This window comes from Pseudomonas coleopterorum (genome assembly GCF_900105555.1).
GTDB classification, from domain to species: Bacteria; Pseudomonadota; Gammaproteobacteria; order Pseudomonadales; family Pseudomonadaceae; genus Aquipseudomonas; species Aquipseudomonas coleopterorum.
Window position 1 is genome coordinate 2529456 of sequence record NZ_FNTZ01000001.1, and the last position, 20198, is coordinate 2549653.

The window sequence follows — 20198 nt, forward strand, 5'->3', positions numbered from 1 at the left end:
TTCGCAGATCTTAGGGGCTGCCTCTCTTACGACCCTATCTTCTACATTTTTCCATCCTCTGGCCTACCGATCTTCAGTACGAGTCATCGTCTCTGTGGCCTCGGCAAAGAACAGTTTTCTCCGCCTGCGTCTCACAATTGGCTATACTCCCGCGCATGAATTCGCCCCACTCAACAGCTTTGAACATCGTGACCCTCCACGCCGGTCATGATTCGCCGCGATTTATTGGTAGGCCCTTGCCGTGAGCCAATATCCCTTCAAGCAACCAACTTTCTTGACTGCGCTCATTCAATGGCGAACCGCTGTCATGCTAGGTTGGAGGTCTTCACCGGTCTGTCGCTCTCGTATGGACCGTTTGAGCTCATATCACTGATGGCCTACTACGCTCTCGTAAATGTGTGGGGGAGACCTGCCATCCAAGCCTCACCCACCCAACCCCGATCAAGCACCACTTAAAGGAAAGTCAAGGGATGCAAATACCGAAAAGCTCACGCGTGAGCGCAGCCACCGTATTGCTGGCCATCATGGTGGTCACCTTCGTGCTGCTGATGCTTCGTTCCAGCGGCATCTACCCCACGGTCCTCGGTGACGAGTACACCTACAGCTCCATGGCGCGCTTGCTGCCCTTCTCAAGAGCTTCTATCCCAAACTACCTGTACTTGCTGGTTTTCAAGTCAACGTTGGTGTGTGGCGATGGCTTCATGGCGTGTACCAAGCTTTACAACACGTTTTTCTTCGTCGCTGCCGCTCCGTTCATCTACCTAACGGCACGTCGCTGCTGCGGTGCAGGTGTGTCACTGCTTATAGTCGCGGTAAGCATGCTTGGACCGATCAACAGCTATACGGCGTATTTCATGCCAGAGGCGCTGTTCTTCTTTTCGTTCTGGGTGAGCATCGCGTATTTTCTCAGCTTGAACGCCCAATCGCCGCTCCGCAAGTGGGCAATTTTCGGTCTCATCGTCGGATGTTCGTCGCTGATCAAACCTCATGCCCTCTTCGCGGTACCGGCATTCTGTGTCTGCATCGTGTTCTTCACCTATAAATGCGCAGAAAACTGGGTACGCCGATGCACTGCAGCTATAGCAGCCTTTTTGGGTAGCCTTTTCGCGACAAAATTCATCATTAGCTTCCTCTTGGCCGGCAAAGCAGGCTTGACGCTATTTGGTGGCTTCTACAGCTCCACGCTTGAATCTAACGCTACTACGTTACAGCGCTACATCGACATCTTTCTGGCTGCCCCAAAGATCGTCGAGGGCCATTTGCTTGCGAATATCTTGATGTTCGGGCTAGCGGTCGTGATCGTCGTGCTTGGCGCACTCAGGGCACTCTCTTTTAAGCCGCTGCAGGCCCAGGACCGCGTAGCCTTCTGCACGCTGATGCTATTCATGAACCTGATTGCTATCGTCGCGCTGTTCTCGGCATCCGTTGCCGGGAGCAATGCGATCGAAACGGCATTCAGGCTGCATATGCGCTACTATGATTTCCTCTTTCCTTTGCTGTTCATCACTGCTGGCTCTCAGATGGGCGTGGCCCACACCGCGCAGTTTAAGTACATCAGATTAGCCCTGGTAATCCTCGCGGTTGCAGTTATTGGCTATGCCGCAGTCAACAAAATGCAGCCGTTTACGGTGAGTTTCATCGACAACCCGGAACTGCGCGGCTACGCCTTGAACGATGTTATGTTCATGATCCTGGCAGGTTTGTCAGCCATCGCAGTGATCACCTGGTACAGAGCCGCAGACACCGGTGTTCGCTTTTTCCTGTTTGTTTATCTTCCACTGGCGGTCCTTACCAGCACGGTATGCAATAACGAGGAGATCCGGCAGCGTATCGAGCCAGATGCCTTCGACAAAGCTGGCTTATTCGCTCGAAGCTATCTGCCAGCTTCCGAGTTTCCGCATCTGTTGGTGGTAGGTGACAACCCGGCGTCGATCTTGCGTACCTTGTTTTATATAGAAGACCTGAATGCCGGTCCCGACCTATCCTACGTCCCAGGGACGACGTATACAGCAGCTCAAACAGCGCCAGACAAGAAGTGGATTCTGATCGTCGGGGATGTCAATCTCGCCAAAGGCGACTTCGATGTCATGAGATTCAATGGCTATTCACTTGCCAAGAAAATACCCGCCCTCTACCCGCTGGCTATCGATCTGCGTACAGGTGTTTTGCCCAGTTCCGTAGAAGCCGTCACCGGGCTGTCAGATCCGGAGCCCTGGGGCACATGGTCCGATGAGTCCAAAGTCGAAATCAGCTTTAAGAAAGCACTGCCTCCGGTCTTCGAGCTAACCCTGACAGCAAAGGCGTTTGGCCCTAATGCTGGTCAATCGTTTGATGTTGAAATAGGTGGCGTTCACTATCCGGTGGAGATCGGTGAGGGTATGGCGACACATGCACTCAAGATCGCAAATCCGACAAGGGCTGACGAATTGCTCATTAAGGTGCCGTTACCCACGTCCCCGAAGCAGTTGGCGTTAAGCCAAGACGGCCGCCCATTGGGGATTGGCATTGAGCACCTAGTCATTAGACCCGTTGAGTGACCGTTGACTCCGTATGAAGTGGAAGGTATGGCAGATTAGCTCATACCTTCCGCGTGGTCGGACGGTTTTCTGTCCAGTTCATCGTAGCCCCCCTAAACGTTGGTGGATCTTTTCGGACCTTCATGATCAATCCTACCCCTCCCCCCACTAGGCTATACACGTTGGATGCGCTGCGCGGTATTGCAGCGCTTTGTGTAGTGTTTTGGCATTGGCAACATTTTTTCTATGTCGGCGATAATCCCGCTGGCTATGTCATAAGCAATCAGCCTTTCTTTCAGCTATTCGCACCGCTTTATCATTATGGCGGTCTTGCCGTGCAGCTATTTTTTTCGATTTCAGGGTTCGTCTTTTTTTGGCTTTTTTCGACTGGCATCGAAAGGCGAACGATAAGCGCTAGACGTTTTGCAGTTGACCGTTTCAGTCGTCTTTATCCACTTCACATTGCCACCTTCGTGCTAGTCGCAACGCTGCAGTGGATCTATGTCGCAGTGCACTCGACTTACTTTGTCTATCAGGCCAACGATGGTTACCACGCACTATTGAACATTCTGCTCATCCCTGCATGGGGCTTCGAAAAGGGGTGGTCATTCAACGCTCCGATCTGGTCGGTGTCAGTCGAGATGCTGCTTTACCTATCGTTCTTCCTGATGTGCCTAATAGGAAGGTTCAAGTACCCACTGACCATCGCTGCCTGTGCGCTGGGATGGTATCTTTACCCTGAGCAATACAAGTTAGGCAGTGGTGTATTATGCTTTTACATAGGCGGCATCACGTATGGAGTATTTGATGCCGCACGGCGACAGATGAGTAGCGGCAATGCCTGCGTTACGATGACTCTGCTTTGCTTGGCTACATGGGTTTACATTGCCACATCTGGAGAAGTAAATGCGAACGCTGTGATGTGCTTGTGCTTTCCAACGACGATTGCTGCCCTAGCAGCGATGGGCCATCACTGGCCGAATGTACTGCGATCTTCCGCAGTACTCGGAGACATCAGCTATTCGTCATACCTTATCCATTTTCCACTACAGATTGTCTTCGCATTGATAACCGATGGTTTAGGCTTCGAGCGATCGGTTTTCTATCAGGGTTGGACAATGACGGCTTTCTTCGTCGTGCTGATTCCACTGAGTCTACTTTGTCACAGACACCTTGAGCGTCCAGCACAGCGCTATCTACGATCGCTGGGGCGACACACGATTTGAATCCTATCGATCGACACGATCTTGAAAACGCTAAGGGACAATCAACTGCCACTGCTTGCTGGGTAGATCCAGCTTGCACACGCGGTTTATCTGGTGACTGTAGGCATAACTGCGCATCCTGTTGTCGTAGTCGTCGCTGTCTGGATTGGCGAAATTCCAGTCCGGAGGGTTGAACGACGCAAAACCGTTGATCGTAGGCATCCTCAGAAGCTCGGCTATGATCATCGCACTCACATTATGTGCATAGATTTTTGCTGTAGGGGTTACCTGATCACCCCAACTGCTAACATAAAAAAAGCTGCACTGCTGTGGTGCTCCAACGAGTCCAGTTATCTTTTCAACCTCTGCTTGGCGATCCAGTACGATGTACGCATCGTTGAGCTCCTCCACGACCAATACTATGCCGATCAAAATCAGAGTCACGCTCGAAAAACGGGGCATCCATTTTTCCAAGTACAGAGTGACAACCACGAGGATCGGAAAGATTAGAAAGATCTGGTACGCACCAATCACATTGAGTGCCTTGGCACCTGGAACCGTGTGATAGACCAAATACCACAAGCTGAAAGTGCCTACCTTGATCACGCAAAGCCATGTGATGATCGTGGCCACAGCGACAGACCAAACCAATCTGTTGACAGAGCCACCTTGCCTGCGTGCGTAACTCGTCACTACCGCCAGGCAAAAGAACACAAACAGAATCGGAGCTACACCGGTGTTGTAATACTCCCCCATGGGCTGATAGCCAGGCTGTGCCCAAGCGAGAAACCGCGTGTAAGCATGGCCGAACATCACGTTGGTCTCACCGACCTGCAAAATGCCCGGCAAGGTAACGGCGAAGTTTAGTGCAGACTCGTAAGGCCGCACGCCCGACTCTGCGGCCTTGGGCAGATACACGCTCAGTAAAGGCAGCATGGAAACAACCGCCACCATTGCGATGGCAAGCAGCGCCAGCCTCTGCTCTTTGACTACTTCCAACAATGCAGAACGTTGCGTCGCGCTGGCGGACACGTACAGCACTACAGAAAGAACCAGGGCAAAAAACAGGAAGAACCACGTAATGTAGAAACATGTGATTGCCCAAGCGCCTAACGCTGCGCCTGCGCCGCTTCCCCAGCCCAAGAGCGATAAGCGCCGACGGGCCATCAAACTCGTATAGGCCTTGTTCAGCAACACAGCTACAAAGGGCGCGAAAGCCAGCGTTGCCAGCTGCACACGAGTACCATGGACAGTTAGATTATTAGCTATCAGGAACAGCCCTGCCGAGAAAATAGCCCATCCATAACCCACCCGAAAAACGCTGCGTATCATCCAGTAGAACCCTAGATAGCCTATGGCACGCTCGGTCATGTTGGAAAACTCGGAAGAAATGAAAGGGTCGAGTCCGAACTGCCTGATGATTGAATAAATGATCCCGATGAGGAAATAGCCATCGGTTTGAGCAAGCGTATTTTTGTAAGGGTAGAAATAATACAGTTGTGACCATTGGGAGCTGCCCCTAAAGACATTCGACCAATGCTCGAGTATCGCGACGACAATTGCCGAATCGTAGCTATCGCCATATAGCGTACTGAATCCGTTACCGATCTGCACCCGGAACTGGATATACAGGAAGAAACACATGGCCATTACTATGAGTGCAAGTCTGGCCAATGTTTTTATAGGAGAGTTACTGTGACCGGTGGCTTCCACTGAATGCGCATCCGTTAAACTGAATGAGTAAACGACGGGATCCGTGGACCCCGTGGGATCAACCTTTCAAAGCGACGACAATACCCGCCATGATCAAGGCTACACCGATGAAGTACTGAACACTGAAGCGTTCGCCAAACACGAAATGGCTACCGATAGGCACCAAGATGAAGGCCATGGCCATCAGGGGATAAGCCTTGCCTAGATCGATCTTCTGCAGGACCCAAACCCAGGCGATGGTTGTGATGCCATACAACGCAAAGGCGGTGAAAAGCGTCATCAAGGTGTGCGTATCGAAAATGCTGCCCGAGCGATGCAACGATGCGGCACTCAACTTGAACAGAATCTGGCCACCCGCAATGCCCAATACGCACAGTATGGCTACGAAGTAGATCATTGAAGCTCTTCCCGCGCTTTGACCTTCACTTTCTTGCGAGTCCGATGGAATGGGTGCTTCGGTCCTGAGGCGATGTCATGACCGATGAAGGCGAGCAGTAGTTGCACTCCGATGATCACCGGCAGCGCCGACAGCATTACCGTACCTGCTGGCGTCGGGATATCGGTGTTCATGGATTCGATCCAGTGCGATATGCCAAAACCACCGCCCCAGACCAGAAGTACCAAGGCGATCGGGAGCTCCAGCGAAGCCAGCGACATTCCTCGCAAGTAGTAATTATAGAAAATGCGCTTTCCGAAGTTACGGATGTGCTTGAACAAAAACTCGCCGACCACTTTTGATATCTTGAGGTTGCTGACTTCGTCTTCGTACTTTGCATCCATAGGGATATCGACGACGACAGCCCTCAGGGTATTGAGCCGGAAAAGCATGTCAGTTTCGAAGAAGTATCGACGGCTGATTCTGTTGAACGGCAAATGACGCACCACATCGGTATGAATGGCCGTGAACCCATTGGTAGGATCGAACAGATCCCAATAACCAGACGAAAGTTTGGTCATGAACGAGAGAACAGCATTTCCGAACAGCCGCATTTTCGGCATGGCCGAAATCTTTTCCAGATCGTAAAAGCGGTTGCCCTTGGTATAGTCGGCATCACCCAGCAAGATCGGAGAAATGAAGCTTTCGATCAACGTTGGGTCCATTTGCCCGTCACCATCGATCTTCACAACGATGTCTACACCGTCGGCCAGGGCGGCCTGATAGCCAGTCATCACCGCGCCGCCAACGCCTTGGTTCTCAGGATTGCGCAGGACTACGACGCGCGGATCCTGATTATGCAGCTCAACGAAATCGCCGGACCCTTCCGGGCAGCAGTCGTCCACCACATAGATGGTCTGAATCTCGGACCCGATGCTCTTGATGACACCTAGAATGTGTGCCTTCACCTTGTAGCTCGGGATGACGACGGCCACCTTCACATCATTTACTACCATTTCCAACTCCATTCAGTGTCATCGGCAATCACTCCATCTTTGCAGGTGATAGCTGCCCGGCTTACGTGAGAAGCCGGGTTAAAAAACGTCTCGCCGGATGTCGAGAGGAACCGGACCCGACCAAAAAAGCCTTTTACTAACCTTTAGCGCGTGGCCACAACGCTCAAGCAGGGCTTGAACCAGCGCGCAAGAATACCTTGATACGACTGGTTTGGGGAGGTCATGCCCTCAGTCGCGGACACCGCGGCTCTTGCGCCGTTTTTCCCTGCTCCGCCCGCGCCATTATCGACTCACTGATCCGCGTCAAGGGTTGGGTCTTCCGCCCTTACTCAAGACTCACCGCTCAGCCACGCGGTCCAGTTCATCAATCAGCTGCTGAGCGCTTTGTTTCCACGTCAGCCATGGCATTTCATCGGAACGCGGATGCTTGCTCTCCTGATACAGGGCCAACCAGTCAGCCAGCCTATCTGCGATCTCCTGAGTCTCGGTCCCTTCGAAGTAGTACGCATACTCCCCCGCCACTTCGCGAAACACCGCCAGATCTCGCGCGAAGATCGGCAGGTTGTACTGTGCGGCCTCGATCAGGGGCAGGCCGAAGCCTTCACCATAGGAGGCGGCCACTAGGCAGTCGGCCTCATTGTAGAGATGCTCAAGGTATTCATCGCTCACACCTTCCAGCCACAGCAAACGTTTACCCAACTCCGCATGCCCGGTCAGGCGCGCCGCCAGCTCGTCAACCAGCCAGCCGTGCTTGCCTACGATGATCAAGTTGGCGTTATGACCTGCCTTCCACAGCAGTTCGAAGGCGTCCAAAGCCTGCGCATGACCCTTACGGGGCTCAAGCGTGCCCACCATGAGAAAGCTGGGGGAAGGACTAAGGGATTCGATACGCAACCCCGGACTTTCAGGCACGCCAGTGGACGGCATCGATTGATCGATGTCCGCACCAAGGTGGAACGCGCCGATATGGAAAGGCCGACTGCGCTCTGGCGCATTCTCGACCAACCACTCGCGCAGCTCATCGGCCACCGCGTGGGAAATACACATCGCACCGTCGTAATGCGCGACGGCGTTAATCCACTTGATGTAGTGCGCCTGCAGGCTTTCCACGAAGCAATGCGGTAATTGCAGGATAAGCAGGTCGTAGACTACGAAGAAGATGCTGACGCCATGCGCACGCATCGTATCGAGGTAGGACTGCTTGTGAGGCAGTACATCCATCAGCAGGTCCAGGCAGATGTAGACGTCGCCGGCGCGGTAGCTTATCGCTTCGTCGATTTCGGCTTCGCTGGCTTCTTTGCCCAGGAACATCGTGGTGAACTTGGCCGCATAGCGGTAGAACGGCTCACCGGCTTTTGTGTACACGGGCTTGACGACGTAGCCTGCTGGGGCGTTGGTCAGCCATTCCAGAAGAATGCTGCGCACGACGCGCTGGATGCCGCTTTTGCCGTCGTGCTTGCACAGCTCGGAGATGTCCACGAACAAGGTCGGTTTTTCGCTGACGCCCTGAATCGAATAGTCGATGGCCTTGGCAAGGAGCGAAACGTCCACTGCCCTGTTGCTCAGGTGCCCGGTCGCAGCCAAAGCATCTACCAAGGCCTGAGTGGCGTCGATCTGTGTGGTTGCCGTTGCTGCAGGTTTGTCCGAGCGCTCCAACGCCATCTCGAACGCCGCTATGGCTGCCTTGCCGCTGAGATCCCACGAGAATGCCTGAGAACGTTCCAGGCCATGCGCGGCCAGTGCTGCGCGGAACTCATCGTCCACCAGTGCCTGACGCAGCTTTCTGGCGATGGCCGAAATGTCGAATGGATCGAACATCGCTTCCTTCCAGCCGATCACTTCCGGAACGCTGGAAGTGTTCGCGCCGATTACCGGAGCTCCGCACTTCATGGCCTCCAGAGGAGGCAGACCGAAGCCCTCGTGCCAGGAAGGAAACACGTACAGTCGGCACATGCTGTAAAGGGCCACCAGCTCTTCGTCGGTGATGTAGCCGGTGAAGATCAGGTCCGAATTACCCAGGCCCTGTGCGCGCGCCAGCGTCTTGTAGCTGTTGATGTGGTACTCGGGCATCTTCCCGGCGAACACCAGCTGAATATCGCCCAGCTCCGCCTTGATGTTGGCGAACGCCTTGATCAGTTGGGGCAGGTTCTTGCGGTCGTCAGCGCCGCCGGAATAGAGCACGAACTTGTCATGCAGAGCGAACTTCTTCACGACGGCCGCGCGCTCGTCGAGACTGAGTGAAATAGGTCGGAACACATCGTCGGCCGCAGTCGATACATTGACGATGTCAGACTCGTTCAGCGGCAACAGTGATAGCGCCTCATCCCGGGCGAACTCGGAAATCGACAACAGCAGATCGTATTGCTTGAACGCTTCTACCTTTTCCAGGTAGTGCCGCTTGTAGCCGGGGTTGGGATCCAGATACTGCTTGGTGCTGACCAGAGGAATGAGGTCGTACAGCGTCGCACTCACCACTGCACCGGTATCCAGTGTCGGACTGCCAATCGCGGCATCGTCGATATAACCTTCTACGGCGCTGGTCACGTGAACGACGTCAGGCTGCAGATCATCGATGCAGGCCTGGCGAATCAACTCCGCCACTTGCCGCCGCGCGGCATTGGCAGGGTCACGATCACTCACCGGACCTTCTGCGTACCAGACGCGGATATGACTCTGCGGCAACAACCCGACGAAGGCGGCGCGGATGTTCTCGATGCTCTCGCTGAGCATGCCGTTGAGTACCAGAAACACTTCGTGCTCACCGCGGTTGCGGGCGATGCCCTGCGCGAGTGACAGACTGTAACGCCCAATACCTCTGAAACGACTTTCAGTTTGCGCACCCTGCATGTCAATTACGATACGCATTCAGTTCTGGTCCTTCGTCATGGCTTGCATCAGGGCGCGCTCGATATGGCGGCCCCGCTCTGTCAACGGCGCGTGATCGATGACGCCGTGTTGTGGGTCAGCTGCGTTGTGTACCGCCTCGGCGTGGGCTGCTTGCTGGTACAACTGGCGCAGCTTGGCGGTGAGTCGTGGGTTGCGGTCGAGAAACGCTATCACCGGCCGATGGATCGCGGGCCGACGGGCCACCCAAAGGCGCGCGTGCGGCGCGACCTTGCGCAGTGTGCGACCAGTTGCAGATTTTCCGGACTGAAACGGCCAGTGCATCGCTTCCACCAATGCGCGAAAGGGTGCCGTGACGCGCCACGAAGTACTGGAATGCACAGCTTGCAGCTGTTGCTCGTAGGCCGTAGCTCGCAGGTACCAATGGTGAGCATTACCCAGTGAGGCATTGAGCTCAGCCCTGACTTGTTCAGTCTGCGCCATCGCGTCGCTGTAGCTCTGTTGAACGTTATTCATTCCGGTCTGCAAGCCTGAGCAATGCTGCTGCAAACTGAGAATGCTTTGATTGAAACGCTCCTGTTGCGCCATCACTTCAGCATTGAAACGCAGTTGCAGCGCTTCAGCCTCTTCACTAAAGCGCTGATGCTGGGCTTCCGTCGTTTCGCTGAAACGCTCCTGCAGCAACGCTATTTGCTCCACATGATGCGCCTGCATACGATCCATCAGGTCCTGCAACCCATCACGGGTTACGAATTCTTCCCGAGCGGTGGCCAACCCACCTTCTATACCCTTCAATCGTCGCTCCAGCGCTTTATCATAACGAACTGCCAATTGGTCCAGGGAGACGCCGTAGGCGGCGTCGAATACAGCGTTGAATGCCTCGAGTTGCTCGGGTAGAGCCTGCTTCTGGCCTACCACCGCATAGTCGGGACTGGTTCCGGACAGAACATCCCACACGCCGACTTTGGTCTCGTCGTCGCGCAACTCGGCGCGCTCCTGCAGCCGTACGATTTTGGACTTTGCAAACCCAGCGTGCTCGGCGAGAAACGACAGCAGCAAGTTAGGCAAAGGCCGCTCGTGGGTCGGGTCCAGGTAGAAGGAATTGGTACCCACTACCAGACTCTCGGCATTGGGTGTTTCCAGAATCAACAAACCAGCCGGGCGCAGGACGCGCAGTGCCTCGGCGACGAGCTCCTGCAACACAGGAAATGGAATGTGCTCGGCGATGTGGAACCCGGTTACCGCAATCAAACTGTTGTCGGGTAGCTCCTTCAGGGCGGCCAGGGCATCGACGTTGCGCGCTGGCAGGTCAAGAGCCTGACAGGCTTCGAGCATACCTTCGTCCAGATCCACGCCGGTCGGCGCATAGCCCTCGGCAACCAGCAATTCCAGCCACTCACCGCGACCGCAACCCAGGTCCAGAACGGGATAATCCTGATACAGGCTCTTGAGCGGAGACAGGAACGGCAGATAGGCTTTCAGTCGTTCGGTAATCAGTTCACGAGAGCCACGATAGCGGTCTTCGAAAGCGCGATAGAAACCGTCGTCCATTACTTGCACTCCACAGTCGGCGGCATCCACGCCAGGCCCACAAAAGTACTCTTCGACATATTGACTACGTTGAACACCAGAGCGAGGTCGCGCCACTCGTAGTTGTCGGCGATATGACTGTCGGTAGCATGCAGGGCCACAGCCACCGAATAGGACCCGACACCCAGACTGGCCCTGAAGGAAAACTTGTAAGAGAGCGTATCGCCCTCGCTCAGATGAGTTCGAACACACTCGAGGTGGTGCGTGTTAGTGCCGAATACATCCTGACCAAGACGGTCCTTGATGACATAGCCGACGACCAGCTCCGGCAACTCGGCGTTGACCTTGACGTTCACGGTCAGGCACACATCGTCGCCTACGGCCACGTACTCGACCGGAGCACCTTCGCTGTTGTAGAGCGCTACGCTATCGATGACTGCCTTGCCGCTGCCCGAACGCGTTTGCACGCCGCCGTCTGCCAAGGTCTGCACTTCGACGGTAGAGTTTTCCTTCTGGGCGATGATGGCGTTGTAGTAGTCCATCACCTCCTCTGGCGAGCCGTCCTTGATGACGGTGCCGCCCTCCAGCAGGATCGCCCGGTTGCACAGCGCCTGGATGGCACCGCGATCGTGGGAAACGATCAGCAGCGTCGTGCCGGCTTTCTGGAACTCCTTGATGCGCCCGAAGCTCTTGTGCTGGAAATAGCTGTCGCCTACCGACAAGGCCTCATCAATGATCAGGATCTCGGGGCGGAACGCGGTGGCCACGGAAAACGCCACGCGCATCTGCATGCCGCTGGAGTACATGCGCACGGCCTGGTCGAAGTACTCGCCGATCTCGGCGAAGGCTTCGATGTCTTCAATGACGCCATCGATCTGGGCTGTGTTGAAACCCATCAAACCGGCTGCGTGGTAAACGTTCTGCCGTCCGGTGAGTTCGGCGTTGAAGCCCATGCCCAACTCGAGAATCGCGGCTATGCGCCCGTTCACCTGCACCTTGCCTTCGGTCGGTTGCAGCGTGCCGGTGATCATCTTCAACAGCGTGGACTTGCCAGCACCGTTCTGGCCCACGATGCCGATCGCTTCACCCGCCTCGATATTGAAGCTGATGTGCTTGAGTACCCAGTGTTCCTGGCTCGCGCTAACCGGCAGATAGAACCAGCGCGCTAGGCGCTGCCATTCCGAACGATAGGTGCGGTAGGCCTTGCCTACGTTGGTGACTGCAAGAAGAGTCATAGCGAGTCCACCATTTCTGCGGATGCCCGGCGGAACAGGAACAGCCCCAGCAGCATCAGGCCGACGGCAATCAGGAACGTCACGCCGATCTGCTGAAGATCAGGCGAAACCTTGTAGACCAGCACATTGTGGTAGGCGGTGACGATGGGATACATCGGGTTGATGTCCAGCGTGCCTTTCAGGTAGTCGGGCACGATGTTGACCGAATAGACGATGGGCGTGAACCAGAACCACACCTGCAAGATGATCGGAACCACTTGCCCGATGTCGCGCAGGAACACGTTCAATACGCCCAGCACCAGACCAATACCAATGGCCAGTGCCACCACGGCAAACGTCAGGGGGATGAGCCAGAACATCTGGATATTGGGCGAGTGCCCCAACACCGCGAAGATGATCAGCACTGCGCCAAACAGCAGCAGGTTGTTCAGCAGGCACGAGCCCACGACGATGACGGGCAACGCAATACGCGGAAAGCGCATCTTCTTCATCAGGTTGCCCTGCTCGATGAACACCGTCAGGCAGCGCCCGACGATCTCCGCGAACAGGTTCCAGGCCAGGATCCCGGCAATCAGATACAGCGCGTAGGCGTACTTGTTGTCGATGCCCGGCAAGCGGGCGCCGAGCACGTTCGACAGGATGAGCGCGTAGATAGCGACCTGGGCCAGGGGATGAATGATCATCCAGAGGCCACCGAGTTTGCTGCGCGCAAAGCGCGCGACGAACTCGTTCTTGATGGAGGTGACGATGAAGCCTCTGTAGTCCCAGATGCCTCTTAACATGCCAAACATAATTATCCTTTGATCAAACGCTCAATCTCAGCGACACGCTGAGCCACCAATTCTTCGCTGCCGCGGCTTTCCACGTTCAGGCGCAGCAATGGCTCGGTGTTCGAACCCCGCAGGCTGAAGCGCCAGTCGGCGAACTCGACGCTGATGCCGTCGGTACGGTCGACGCTGGGGTTCTGGGCGGTGTAGAACGCCAGGATCTTCTCGATGGAGCCTTTAACGTCGGCGACTTCGTAGTTGATCTCGCCGCTGCACGGGAACGCTGCGATGCGCTCGTCCACCAGTTGGGCCAGGGTCTTGCCGGTGACGCTCATCAACTCGGCGACCAGCAGCCACGGGATATTGCCGCTGTCGCAGTAGGCGAAGTCGCGGAAATAATGGTGGGCGCTCATCTCGCCGCCGTACACGGCGTCTTCGGCGCGCATGCGCTCCTTGATGAAGGCGTGGCCGGTCTTGCTCTGGATGGCAACGCCGCCGGCGGCCTCGACCTGTTCGATGGTATTCCAGGTCAGGCGCGGGTCGTGGATGATCTTGCTGCCGGGGTGCTTCTTCAGCAGCATTTCAGCCAACAGACCGACGAGGTAGTAACCCTCGATGAAGCGGCCCTTGTCGTCGAAGAAGAAGCAACGGTCGAAGTCGCCGTCCCAGGCGATACCCATGTCGGCGCCGTTTTCCAGCAAGGCCTTGCGGGTCAGCTCGCGGTTCTCCGGCAGCAGCGGGTTGGGCACGCCGTTGGGGAAGTTGCCGTCTGGCTCGCCGTTAATGACGATCAGTTCCAGTGGAAGCTTGGCTTTGAGCAGCTCGATGGTCGGGCCGACTGCGCCGTTACCCGGATCGGCCAGGACCTTGAGCGGCTTGAGCGATTTGACGTCGATGTAGGTGAGCAGGTGCTCGATGTAGGCGCTCTTGTCGAACACTTCGCGAACGTGGCCTGCAGTGGCTGCCTTGTCGTCGAAGTTACCGGCTTCCACGCGGGCGCGAATGGCATCGAGGCCCGTGTCGCCGCTGATCGGCTTGGAGTGCTCGCGCACCAGTTTCATGCCGTTGTAACCCTTGGGGTTATGGCTGGCGGTGATCATGATGCCGCCATCGGCCTTGAGGTGGCTGGTGGCGAAGTAGACTTCTTCGGTGCCGCACAGGCCCAGGTCGAGTACATCGGCGCCCGCCTCGGTGAGGCCCTTGATCAGGGCAGCGGCCAGGCCTGGGCTTTCCAGGCGCATGTCGCGACCGACCACATAGGCCTTGCCATGCAGCTCGGACACCAGCGCACGACCGATACGGTAGGCGATGTCGTCATTGAGGTCGGCGGGAACCTGGCCGCGGATGTCGTAGGCCTTGAAGCAACGGGTCTGAAGAGGGGGATACATGGCAATCGCTCGCTCTATGTGGCCGACGCGCAATCGGTGCGGACGTCGGTAGATTGGACGGTCGCTGACGAACGACCAGCACGATTCGGCCCCTGCGCGTGTTTTTCGAACACGGGCAGAGGCCGAGGCGGAAGATGTCGGTCAGGCCTTGTCAACGCGGCCGTAGACGTCTTCGAAACGGACGATGTCGTCCTCACCGAGGTAGTCGCCGCTCTGCACTTCGATCAGGACCAGATCGATCACGCCCGGGTTTTTCAGGCGATGCTGGTGGCCGGCACGAATGAAGGTCGACTCGTTGGTGTTGAGCATCAGTTCACGGTCGTCGTTGACCACGACAGCCATGCCGCTGACCACGATCCAGTGCTCGCTGCGGTGGTGGTGCATCTGCAGCGACAGCGACGCCTGTGGCTTGACCACGATGCGCTTGATCTTGAAGCGCTCGCCCTCTTCCAGGGTGGTGTAGGTACCCCAGGGACGGTGCACGGTGCGGTGCAGCTTGTGCAGGTGGTGACCGTTGGCCTTGAGCTGGCCGACGATGTGCTTGACGTCCTGGCAGTGATCCTTGTGGCTGATCATCAGCGCGTCCGGAGTGTCGATGACCAGCAGGTCGTCGACGCCGACCAGCGCGGTCAGGCGGTCTTCGCTGTGGACGAAGTTGTTGCGGGCATTGTGCGACAGCACTTCGCCTTCGAAACGATTGCCCTGTGCGTCGGCGTCAGTCAGTTCGCTGACCGCGTTCCACGAACCGATGTCGCTCCAGCCGATGTCACACGGCACGGTAGCGACCTTGTCCGAACGCTCCATCAGCGCGTAGTCGACCGAGATGTCCGGGACCTGGGCAAACGCATCGGCGTCCAGCGCCAGGCAGCGATAGTTCGGCGCTTCGCTCAGACGCGAGGCTTCCTTGACGGCCACGGCGGCGGCCAGCACGTCCGGCGCATGTTTCTTCAGTTCTTCGAGGACGGTGCCGACCTTGAAGCAGAACATGCCCGAGTTCCAGAAGTAGTTGCCGGCGGCGACGTAGCCCTTCGCGGTTTCCAGGTCTGGCTTCTCGACGAAACGGGCGACTTTCAAGGTGCCGTCCAGGCCGGTGCCAACGCCGGCTTCGATGTAGCCGAAGCCGGTTTCAGGGTATTGAGGCTGAATGCCGAAGGTGACCAGCCAGCCGTCGGCCGACAGTTTCACAGCCTTGGCGACAGCGGCGGAAAAGGCGTCTTCGTTCTGGATCAGGTGGTCGGCGGCCAGGACCAGCATGTGGGCATCGGGGCCGTGGGAATCATTGAGTTGCAGTGCGGCCATGGCGACGGCGGCTGCGGTGTTGCGGCCGAAGGGCTCGAGGATGAAGCCCTGGGCGTGGCCAGTCTTGTTGACGGTGCGGTATTCGTCTTCGGTCTTGAACAGCAGTTCGCGGTTGGTGACGGTCAGCACTTCGGACACGCCTTCGAGCTTGGCGGCGCGCAGAAAGGTTTTTTGAATCAGGTTCTGGCCGTCGGGCAGTGCCATGAATGGCTTGGGATGGGCCTCGCGGGACACGGGCCACAACCGGCTGCCAACGCCGCCGGAAAGAATAACGGGGATCAGGTTCATGCGTATTGGATCCTTTGTTTGCCGGTGTAGCGGCACTGTGAAATCAATCTGTAGACCGTCTGCACAAGGGTAGAACACCCCTGCGCATCGAAGATCTGGCGGCTCCCTGCGCCGCAGACAACATATACGTCAAACCCCTAAAACCGCTCGCTGCTGATGAGTCAAGGAAGTGGCGGCTAGAATATCAGGAAATCCGGGGCCAAGCGCAAATCGTTCGCGCTTGGACAGCTGACCTGGCACGGTAGTTCAGCGACCATCACTTGGTGCTGATTTCTGCCAGCATGCGTCTCACGCCCAGTTCCCAATGGGGCAGCTCCAGACCGAAACGCTCGGTCAATTTGCTGGTATCGAGCCGCGAGTTCAGTGGACGTCGGGCGGGCGTCGGGTAGGCGCTGGTGGGAATGGCGTCGACCGTTTCCACAGCCAGCTTCGTGCCCTGGCTGCGAGCGTTTTCGATGACCAGTTTGGCGAATGCGTGCCAGGATGTTTCACCACTGGCCGCCAGGTGATAGGTGCCTGCCAGGTCGGGTTGGGCGAGCGCCTTGGGAATCGCATGGGCCACGACATCGGCCAGCAGCTCGGCGCCGGTGGGTGCGCCGATCTGGTCACTGATGACGCTGAGGCTCTTGCGATCCTTGGCCAGGCGCAGCATGGTCTTGGCGAAATTGTTGCCGCGCGGGGCATAGACCCAACTGGTGCGGAAGATCAGGTGCTTGCAGCCGGAGTGGCGAATCGCTTCCTCGCCGGCCAGCTTGCTGGCACCGTAATAGTTGACCGGCGCCGTGGTGTCGCTTTCGCGCCAAGGCTGGTCGCCGCTGCCATCGAACACGTAGTCGGTGGAGTAATGCACCAGCCAGGCGTCCAGGCCTAGTGCTTCACGGGCGAGCACGGCGCTGGCTTGGTGGTTGATCAAGTCAGCGGCTTGTTTCTCACTTTCGGCCTTGTCCACGGCGGTATAAGCGGCGGCGTTGACGATCACGTTCGGCGCGATGCGTCGTACCGTCTCAGCCAAGCCTTCAAGTGCCGCCAGGTCTCCGCAGAGACCGGCTTCATCGATGTTCCTGCCCAGCGCGACTACCTTGCCCAGCGGCGCCAACGCACGCTGCAGCTCCCAACCCACCTGACCGTTCTTACCCAGGAGCAATATTTTCACAGTTCACGCCCTTGATAATTCGTATCGATCCATTGCTGGTAGGCGCCGCTCTTCACGCGGTTCACCCATTCGGGATTATCCAGATACCACTGCACGGTCTTGCGGATACCGGACTCGAACGTTTCTACCGGCGTCCAGCCCAGCTCGCGCTGGATCTTGCTGGCGTCGATGGCGTAGCGAACGTCATGGCCGGGACGGTCTTGTACATGGGTGATCAATTGCGCATGCGGACGGTGGGGAGACTGCGGGCAGAGCTCGTCGAGCAGGGCGCAGACCGTGTGCACGACTTCGATGTTCTGTTTTTCGTTGTGACCGCCGATGTTGTAGGTCTCCCCTACTTCGCCTTCGGTCACCACTTGATACAGAGCCCGTGCGTGGTCTTCGACATACAGCCAGTCGCGAATTTGATTACCTTTGCCATAAATGGGCAGCGCCTTGCCTTCCAGGGCATTGAGGATGATCAGCGGAATGAGTTTTTCCGGGAAATGGCACGGCCCATAGTTGTTCGAACAGTTGGTGACCAGCGTCGGCAACCCGTAGGTGCGCTGCCAGGCGCGGACCAGGTGATCGGAGCTGGCCTTGCTCGCTGAATATGGCGAGCTCGGCTGGTACGGTGTGGTTTCGGTGAATAGGTCTTCGGGGCCTTCGAGGTCGCCATACACTTCATCGGTTGAGATGTGGTGGAAGCGAAAGGCCGCCTGCTGTTCGGCATCGAGCTGCGACCAGTACTGGCGCGCGGCCTCGAGCAGTGTGTAGGTACCGATGACGTTGGTTTCAACGAACGCCGCAGGCCCGGTGATCGAGCGATCGACATGGGATTCGGCGGCCAGGTGCATGACGCGGTCGGGCCGATGTTCGGCGAACACCCGATCCATTTGTGCCCGGTCGCAGATGTCGACGTGCTCGAAGGCGTAGCGCGAGGTGCGCTCGCTGCCCATGAGGGAATCCAGATTGCCGGCGTAGGTCAGTTTATCGACATTGACCACCGCGTCGTCGGTATTCGCCAGGATATGGCGAATGACTGCCGAGCCAATGAAGCCTGCACCACCGGTTACAAGGATTTTCACGTTAAACAACACCATCAAGTGGAGGAAAGGACGCGCTGCATCGATTCAGGACGCGTCTGTCGTAGGCGAACCCGCGCGAAGCCAGATGATACCAAACCACCCAAGGCGTGTCCGCACAGGACATGCAGGCCGCCAGCCAGGTCTGTAACGTGGCTTGAACAGACTGGCGAAAAAGATGTTACTGGAGGTAACTAGCATAGCTCGGAATGAGCATTGCAGCTTCGCAGTCGAATTTCGCGAGGCTATTGACAACGTCCTCCGCGCTTTCGTGAATCTCAGTTCCGTTGATCTGACGAAAGGTACGTCCCGCGCCTGGATAGGCGAGCTGACAGAAAAGGTTATAGTGCCGGCCTCGCACAAGGAGTGACGGATATGAAAGTGTTGGCAGGTATGGCTTTGGCGGCGTTGTTGACGGGTTGCGGCACCATCAATACGGTATTTCGCGACGACGTGGTGACCAGTGACAATCTCAAGGAAGCGGAATCGTTCTGCGGCGCCGTGCCTCGGGTTTACAGCGGTGTGGTCTATAACTTCTGCCTGCTCAATGGCAAGGAACCAAGGCCTGGTCGAATCAGCACCGGGCCGCAGATGGGTTTCGTGGCGGTGGACATGGCCATCTCTGCCTTCACCGATACGTTGATGCTGCCTTATACGCTGTACCGGCAGCACAATGATGGCAGCATCGAGGTGGTAGGCGGCTGACTGTCATTCTGGCGACGGCTAGGGATTGAGGAAGCCGTCGAGGCAGGTGACGCAGGCACCGGCAACCTTGATCGACTGGTCGGTGATCGACAGCTGCAGCTTGCCGGCGCGACCCAGCGCGGCGCCTTGGGCGACCCGCAGGTGCGAGCCCAGCGAAGAGGTCTGGCCGGTGGCACGGATGAAGGCAGCGACCGCCCCGCTGCCGCTGCCACAGGCGGCGTCTTCGGTGATGCCGCAGGTGGGCGCGAACGTGCGGACTTCGATATGCTCGTTGCTCCCATCAGGGTGCGGACCGAAGATCACCACACCGGTGGTGCTGGTACGGTGATCGTTGATGGCCATGCGCGCCAGGTCGGGTATCACCGCCAGCACAGTTTGCGCATCGCGCAGTTGCACCACCAGCCATCGCGGACCCACGGTCACGAAGCACGGCCGGCGGTCGCGCACCACGCTTACGCCGAGCACGGCCTGCAACTCGCGATGATCGCTGTCGTTGACCGGCTGGATCGTTGCCGGTGGCAGTTCGAAGGTGATCAGTTGCGAGCCGTCGGGGCCGCGTGCGATGTCGACATCGATCAGGCCTGCGATGCATTCCTGCACCAGCTTGCCGTTGCGAGGCTCGATGAGCCCGGCTTCGATCAGGGCATGGGCGCTGCCGATGGTGGCATGGCCGGCGAACGGCAACTCGGAGTTGGGCGTGAAGATGCGCAGCCGGTAGTCGGCGTCGGGATGCGTGGCGGGAAGTACGAAGGTGGTTTCGGAGAGGTTGTTCCAGTGGGCGATCTGCTGCATCTGCTCGCGCGTCAGGCTTTCGGCCTGCAGGACGACCGCCAGAGGGTTGCCCTTGAATCGCTGGGTGGTGAAGACGTCGACGTGCTTGAACGCTAAGCGGTGCATGGTCGGCCCTGCAGATGGGTGTGTGGAGGCAGTGATAAGGCGATTTTCCGTAGCAGCGGCGCGAGCCGCGTCCGGTGGCGGCGCTTTTGTCCAGACCCGCCGCATGTACCGCCGACGCGGCTTGCGCCGCTGCTACAGGTTACAGATTGGCGCGGTCTTTGTAGCAGCGGCGCGAGCCGCGTCCGGTGGCGGCGCGGTAGTT

15 protein-coding genes are annotated in these 20198 nt (G+C 57.3%); 3 read left to right on the forward strand and 12 right to left on the reverse strand.

Annotated features, from left to right (window positions below; all coding sequences use genetic code 11):
- Positions 1–470 precede the first annotated feature (470 nt).
- Positions 471–2537: a DUF7024 domain-containing protein gene (locus BLV18_RS11265; protein WP_090358560.1), complete on the forward strand. Its 2067-nt coding sequence runs from the start codon at positions 471–473 to the stop codon at positions 2535–2537.
- Positions 2538–2659: 122 nt separating this feature from the next.
- The gene (locus BLV18_RS11270; RefSeq protein ID WP_090358561.1) at positions 2660–3742 is read left to right on the forward strand and encodes an acyltransferase family protein; all 1083 of its coding nucleotides are present in this window, start codon (positions 2660–2662) and stop codon (positions 3740–3742) included.
- Between the two features lie 30 nt (positions 3743–3772).
- Here BLV18_RS11270 and BLV18_RS11275 read toward each other — a convergent pair whose 3' ends face one another.
- The 11 genes from BLV18_RS11275 to rfbB form a co-directional block, all read right to left on the reverse strand.
- The gene (locus tag BLV18_RS11275; RefSeq protein ID WP_139211015.1) at positions 3773–5434 is read right to left on the reverse strand and encodes a hypothetical protein; all 1662 of its coding nucleotides are present in this window, start codon (positions 5432–5434) and stop codon (positions 3773–3775) included.
- A 58-nt stretch (positions 5435–5492) separates the two neighbouring features.
- Positions 5493–5831 (reverse strand): EamA family transporter, encoded by a 339-nt coding sequence (locus BLV18_RS11280; protein ID WP_090358565.1) that lies wholly within the window; start codon positions 5829–5831, stop codon positions 5493–5495.
- Complete coding sequence (locus BLV18_RS11285) at positions 5828–6826, reverse strand: glycosyltransferase family 2 protein (RefSeq protein WP_090358567.1); 999 nt, start codon at positions 6824–6826, stop codon at positions 5828–5830. The genes BLV18_RS11280 and BLV18_RS11285 overlap by 4 nt, the downstream gene beginning before the upstream one ends.
- A gap of 336 nt (positions 6827–7162) precedes the next feature.
- A complete protein-coding gene (locus BLV18_RS11290) occupies positions 7163–9691 on the reverse strand; it encodes a glycosyltransferase family 4 protein (RefSeq protein ID WP_090358569.1) in 2529 nt (842 codons plus the stop codon).
- Positions 9692–11221 carry a methyltransferase domain-containing protein gene (locus BLV18_RS11295; RefSeq protein WP_090358571.1) on the reverse strand — a complete coding sequence of 510 codons (1530 nt, stop codon included), beginning with the start codon at positions 11219–11221 and terminating at the stop codon, positions 9692–9694.
- Positions 11221–12435: an ABC transporter ATP-binding protein gene (locus BLV18_RS11300; protein WP_056842871.1), complete on the reverse strand. Its 1215-nt coding sequence runs from the start codon at positions 12433–12435 to the stop codon at positions 11221–11223. The genes BLV18_RS11295 and BLV18_RS11300 overlap by 1 nt, the downstream gene beginning before the upstream one ends.
- Complete coding sequence (locus BLV18_RS11305) at positions 12432–13226, reverse strand: ABC transporter permease (protein WP_090358573.1); 795 nt, start codon at positions 13224–13226, stop codon at positions 12432–12434. The genes BLV18_RS11300 and BLV18_RS11305 overlap by 4 nt, the downstream gene beginning before the upstream one ends.
- A 2-nt stretch (positions 13227–13228) precedes the next feature.
- A complete protein-coding gene (locus BLV18_RS11310; protein ID WP_090358575.1) occupies positions 13229–14590 on the reverse strand; it encodes a phosphohexomutase domain-containing protein in 1362 nt (453 codons plus the stop codon).
- A 141-nt stretch (positions 14591–14731) separates the two neighbouring features.
- The gene (locus BLV18_RS11315) at positions 14732–16177 is read right to left on the reverse strand and encodes a mannose-1-phosphate guanylyltransferase/mannose-6-phosphate isomerase (protein ID WP_090358577.1); all 1446 of its coding nucleotides are present in this window, start codon (positions 16175–16177) and stop codon (positions 14732–14734) included.
- Between the two features lie 256 nt (positions 16178–16433).
- On the reverse strand, positions 16434–17330 hold the full coding sequence (gene rfbD / locus BLV18_RS11320) for a dTDP-4-dehydrorhamnose reductase (protein WP_090358579.1): 897 nt from the start codon (positions 17328–17330) through the stop codon (positions 16434–16436).
- The gene (rfbB, locus tag BLV18_RS11325; RefSeq protein WP_090362234.1) at positions 17327–18397 is read right to left on the reverse strand and encodes a dTDP-glucose 4,6-dehydratase; all 1071 of its coding nucleotides are present in this window, start codon (positions 18395–18397) and stop codon (positions 17327–17329) included. Before rfbB ends, rfbD begins: the two co-directional genes overlap by 4 nt.
- Positions 18398–18769: 372 nt before the next feature.
- On the opposite strand from rfbB, the gene BLV18_RS11335 reads away from it, so the two are divergent.
- On the forward strand, positions 18770–19099 hold the full coding sequence (locus tag BLV18_RS11335; RefSeq protein WP_090358583.1) for a YceK/YidQ family lipoprotein: 330 nt from the start codon (positions 18770–18772) through the stop codon (positions 19097–19099).
- 18 nt (positions 19100–19117) lie between these two features.
- Here BLV18_RS11335 and BLV18_RS11340 read toward each other — a convergent pair whose 3' ends face one another.
- Positions 19118–19996 carry a PhzF family phenazine biosynthesis protein gene (locus tag BLV18_RS11340; protein ID WP_090358585.1) on the reverse strand — a complete coding sequence of 293 codons (879 nt, stop codon included), beginning with the start codon at positions 19994–19996 and terminating at the stop codon, positions 19118–19120.
- Positions 19997–20198: the final 202 nt, after the last annotated feature.

Bases quoted from the DNA above. Each gene is read 5' to 3' on its own strand.
- BLV18_RS11295 (WP_090358571.1), bottom strand. From the start codon at position 11,221: ATGGACGACGGTTTCTATCGCGCTTTCGAAGACCGCTATCGTGGCTCT.
- BLV18_RS11305 (WP_090358573.1), bottom strand. From the start codon at position 13,226: ATGTTTGGCATGTTAAGAGGCATCTGGGACTACAGAGGCTTCATCGTC.
- BLV18_RS11285 (WP_090358567.1), bottom strand. From the start codon at position 6,826: ATGGTAGTAAATGATGTGAAGGTGGCCGTCGTCATCCCGAGCTACAAG.
- BLV18_RS11315 (WP_090358577.1), bottom strand. From the start codon at position 16,177: ATGAACCTGATCCCCGTTATTCTTTCCGGCGGCGTTGGCAGCCGGTTG.
- BLV18_RS11265 (WP_090358560.1), top strand. From the start codon at position 471: ATGCAAATACCGAAAAGCTCACGCGTGAGCGCAGCCACCGTATTGCTG.
- BLV18_RS11290 (WP_090358569.1), bottom strand. From the start codon at position 9,691: ATGCGTATCGTAATTGACATGCAGGGTGCGCAAACTGAAAGTCGTTTC.
- BLV18_RS11280 (WP_090358565.1), bottom strand. From the start codon at position 5,831: ATGATCTACTTCGTAGCCATACTGTGCGTATTGGGCATTGCGGGTGGC.
- BLV18_RS11270 (WP_090358561.1), top strand. From the start codon at position 2,660: ATGATCAATCCTACCCCTCCCCCCACTAGGCTATACACGTTGGATGCG.
- BLV18_RS11300 (WP_056842871.1), bottom strand. From the start codon at position 12,435: ATGACTCTTCTTGCAGTCACCAACGTAGGCAAGGCCTACCGCACCTAT.
- BLV18_RS11335 (WP_090358583.1), top strand. From the start codon at position 18,770: ATGAAAGTGTTGGCAGGTATGGCTTTGGCGGCGTTGTTGACGGGTTGC.
- BLV18_RS11310 (WP_090358575.1), bottom strand. From the start codon at position 14,590: ATGTATCCCCCTCTTCAGACCCGTTGCTTCAAGGCCTACGACATCCGC.
- BLV18_RS11340 (WP_090358585.1), bottom strand. From the start codon at position 19,996: ATGCACCGCTTAGCGTTCAAGCACGTCGACGTCTTCACCACCCAGCGA.